This is a genomic window from Ralstonia sp. RL (genome assembly GCF_001683835.1).
Taxonomy (GTDB): Bacteria; Pseudomonadota; Gammaproteobacteria; order Burkholderiales; family Burkholderiaceae; genus Ralstonia; species Ralstonia mannitolilytica.
Genome location: NZ_LWRX01000230.1, coordinates 1 through 3,943, shown reverse-complemented (window position 1 = coordinate 3,943; position 3,943 = coordinate 1). Strand labels below are relative to the sequence as shown.

Sequence of the window (3,943 nt, the reverse complement as noted above, 5' to 3'; positions counted from 1 at the left end):
GGCCCGGCTCCGGCCGCGCAACCGGCGCAGCAGCAAGCGCCCGCCGCACAGCCGGTTACGGCACAGCCTGTTGCGGCGCAGCCGAAAGCGGCGCAGCCGCCGGCAGCAGTGCCGGCACAGCAAGCGCCGGTCCCGGCAGCGAAGCCGGCTGCCTTGCCGCAGCCTGCCGCGCAGCCGGTGCCGCATGCAGTGGCGCCGCAGCCGAAAACGGCGCAGCAAGCGCCGGCCAGACAAGCCGCGCCGGTCGCGGCGCCGGCCAAGCCGGCCGCCCAGCAGCAAAAGGCAACGACGCCATGAACAATCGCCCACACTACATCCTGTTGCCGGCCAATCCCGTATTCATCGCGGCTACGCTGATGGCGGCATTCCTGCTCAATCTGCTGCCGTGGGGGCAGTGGTACGGCGTGCCCGATTTTGCCGCGCTGGTACTGGCCTTCTGGAGCATTCACCAGCCGCGCAAGGTCGGCATCGGCGTCGCATTCTTCATCGGACTGCTGATGGATGTGCACGACGCGACGCTGCTGGGGCAGCACGCGCTGGCGTACACCCTGTTGTCGTACTTCGCGATCATGATCCACCGCCGCGTGCTGTGGTTCCCGCTGGCGACGCAGGCGCTGCACATCCTGCCGCTGCTGATGCTGGCGCAACTGGTGCAACTGGCGGTGCGGCTGCTGATCAGCGGACGCTTTCCCGGCTGGGTGTACTTCCTGGAGAGCGTCACCTCCGCCGCGTTGTGGCCGCTGGTGACCTCGATGCTGCTGGCGCCCCAGCGGCGTGCGATCGACCGCGACGAGACGCGGCCGATCTGATGGCCGGATGTGCCTTGATTGTTTGAACTGCGCTCTTGCAGGCGCCCTCACCCCCAGGCCCCTCGGGAGAGGGGGCGCGTAATGATGCGATTGGCCCAGGGTCAATCGCATAAGATGAAGCATGACTGAATTCAAGAACACCGAACGCGAGCTGTACCTGTTCCGCATGCGCCTGTCTGCGGTGGGCGTGTTTGTGCTCATCTGCTTTGGCCTGCTGCTGGCGCGCTTTCTGTGGCTGCAGGTCGTCAAGCACAACGACTATGCCGCGCAGGCCGAGGAAAACCGCATTTCCGTGGTGCCCGTGGTGCCGAACCGCGGCCTGATCCTGGACCGCAACGGCGTGGTCCTGGCGCGCAATTTTTCCGCCTATACGCTGGAAATCACGCCCTCCAAGATCCAGGGCGACCTCGACAGCGTGATCGACGAACTGTCCACGCTGGTCGACATCCAGCCCAAGGACCGCAAGCGTTTCCGCAAGCTGCGCGAGGAGTCGAAGAATTTCGCCAGCACGCCGATCCGCACCCGCCTGACCGACGAGGAAGTGGCGCGCTTCACCGCGCAGCGCTACCGCTTCCCCGGCGTGGAAATCCAGGCGCGCCTGTTCCGCCAGTACCCGCTCGGGAAAACCGCATCGCACGTGATCGGCTATATCGGCCGCATCAACCAGCGCGAGGCGGAAAAGATCGAGGAGATGGAGGACGCGGCCAACTACGCCGGCACCGAATACATCGGCAAGGAAGGCCTGGAAAAGAGCTACGAAAAGCAGCTGCACGGCACCACCGGCTATGAAGAGGTCGAGGTGTCGGCCGGCGGGCGTCCGGTGCGCACGCTGTCGCGCACCCATGCCAGCCCCGGCAACAACCTGATCCTGTCGATCGACATCGAGCTGCAGAAGATCGTCGAGGAAGCCTTCGGCGACCGCCGCGGCGCGTTCGTCGCGATCGAGCCGTCCACCGGCGACATCCTCGCCTACGTGTCGATGCCGACCTTCGATCCCAACCTGTTCGTCGACGGCATCGATGCGCAAAGCTGGGACGAGCTGAACAACTCGCCCGACCGGCCGCTGGTCAACCGGCCGCTGACCGGCACCTATCCGCCCGGCTCGACCTACAAGCCGTTCATGGCGCTGGCCGCGCTGGAACTGGGCAAGCGCACCCCGAGCAGCGCGATTTACGATCCCGGCTATTTCTGGTTCGGCAACCACAAGTTCCGCGACGACAAGGAGGGCGGACACGGCGCCGTCGACATGTACCGGTCGATCGTGCACTCCTGCGACACCTACTACTACATGCTGGCCAACGACCTCGGCGTCGACACGATACACGACTTCATGAAGCCGTTCGGTTTCGGCCAGATCACCGGCATCGACCTGGAGCACGAGCGCCGCGGCCTGCTGCCGTCGACCACCTGGAAGCGCAATGCGTACAAGCGGCCGGAGCAGCGCAAGTGGTATGCGGGCGAGACGATCTCGCTTGGCATCGGCCAGGGCTACAACTCGTTTACGCCGCTGCAGCTGGCGCACGCCGTCGCCAACCTGGCCAACAACGGCGTGGTGATGAAGCCGCACCTGGTGAAAATCATCGAGAACGGCGTGACCAAGGAGCGCACCGTCACCGTGCCGAAGGAGAGCTACCGCATCCCGCTCAAGCAGGAAAACATCGACATCGTCAAGCGCGCGATGGTGGGCGTGACCAAGGAAGGCACGTCGGCGCGCGTGTTCGCCAACGCCGGATACGAGTCGGCCGGCAAGACCGGCACCGCGCAGGTGATCGGCATCAAGAAGAACGAGAAGTACGACGCCAAGAAGGTGGCCGAGCGCATGCGCGACCACTCGCTGTACACCGCGTTCGCCCCGGCCGACAACCCCAAGATCGCGATCGCGATGATCGTCGAGAACGGCGGCTTCGGCGCGGAGGCGGCGGCGCCCATCGTGCGCAAGGCGCTCGACTACTACCTGCTCGGCAAGCGCCCGGTGGACAAGGACAAGACGCCGGCCGACAAGAGCGTGCCGGCCGATGCGCATCCCACCGCGACGCTGAAGGCGGAGGAAGAATCGATCGGCGGCCCGAAGCCGGGCGCCGAAACACAAGGCAACAGGGATTGACGAAGAGACCATGCATCTGACCGAAAAACGGCCGCTGCGGCAGATCATCAAACCGTATTTCACCGTGTTCGACGGGCCGCTGGCGCTCATCCTGTTCCTGATCCTGTCGGTCGCGCTCGTGACGCTGTATTCGGCCGGCATCGATTTCCCCGGGCGCGTCGAGGACCAGCTGCGCAATATCCTGATCGGATTCGTGGTGATGTGGATTGCCGCTATCGTTCCGCCGCAAACCCTGATGCGCTTCGCGGTGCCGGTCTATTCCGTGGGCGTGGGCTTGCTGCTGGCGGTGGCGGCCTTCGGCATGATCAAGAAAGGCGCGCGGCGCTGGCTCAACGTCGGCGTGGTGATCCAGCCTTCCGAGATGATGAAGATCGCCATGCCGCTGATGCTCGCCTGGTTTTTCCAGAAGCGCGAGGGCCAGCTGCGCTGGCAAGAGTTCCTGGTGGCGGCCGTGTTGCTGGCGATTCCGGCCGGCCTGATCATCAAACAGCCGGACCTCGGCACCGCGATCCTGGTGCTGTCATCCGGCTTTTACGTGATTTTCCTGGCCGGATTGTCCTGGAAAATCCTGATCGGGCTGGCCGTGGCCGGCGCGGCCAGCCTGCCTGTGGTGTGGTCGCTGCTGCACGATTACCAGCGCGACCGCATCATGACCCTGATCGACCCGACCACCGATCCGCTCGGCAAGGGATTCCATATCATCCAGGCCACGATCGCCATCGGTTCCGGCGGCGTGGCGGGCAAGGGATGGCTGAAGGGCACCCAGGCGCACTTGGAATTCATCCCGGAACGCACCACCGACTTCATCTTCGCGGTGTTTTCGGAAGAATTCGGCCTGATCGGCAACTGTGTCCTGCTCGTGCTCTATCTGCTGCTGATCGGGCGCGGCATGATCATCGCCGCCAATGCGCCCACCTTCTTCGCCCGCCTGCTGGCCGGCGCCATTACCTTGAGCTTCTTCACATATGCTTTTGTTAACATGGGCATGGTAAGTGGTATCCTCCCGGTCGTCGGGGTGCCGCTGCCGTTC

3 protein-coding genes and 1 pseudogene are annotated in these 3,943 nt (G+C 64.7%); all 4 read left to right on the top strand.

Annotated elements, in window-relative coordinates; all coding sequences use genetic code 11:
* Positions 1-297, top strand: a pseudogene (locus A6M56_RS21160) (toxin co-regulated pilus biosynthesis Q family protein); the annotation flags it as partial.
* On the top strand, positions 294-809 hold the full coding sequence (mreD, locus tag A6M56_RS21155) for a rod shape-determining protein MreD (RefSeq protein WP_286758384.1): 516 nt from the start codon (positions 294-296) through the stop codon (positions 807-809). The pseudogene A6M56_RS21160 and the gene mreD, both read left to right, overlap by 4 nt.
* A 121-nt stretch (positions 810-930) precedes the next feature.
* Positions 931-2,913, top strand: coding sequence for a penicillin-binding protein 2 (gene mrdA / locus A6M56_RS21150; protein WP_286758383.1), 1,983 nt, complete (start codon positions 931-933; stop codon positions 2,911-2,913).
* A gap of 10 nt (positions 2,914-2,923) precedes the next feature.
* Positions 2,924-3,943: rod shape-determining protein RodA (gene rodA, locus A6M56_RS21145; protein ID WP_286758382.1), on the top strand; the 1,020-nt coding region annotated here is incomplete at its 3' end.

Excerpts from the sequence above, each read along its gene's own strand:
- mreD (WP_286758384.1), top strand. The coding sequence starts at position 294 with ATGAACAATCGCCCACACTACATCCTGTTGCCGGCCAATCCCGTATTC.
- mrdA (WP_286758383.1), top strand. The coding sequence starts at position 931 with ATGACTGAATTCAAGAACACCGAACGCGAGCTGTACCTGTTCCGCATG.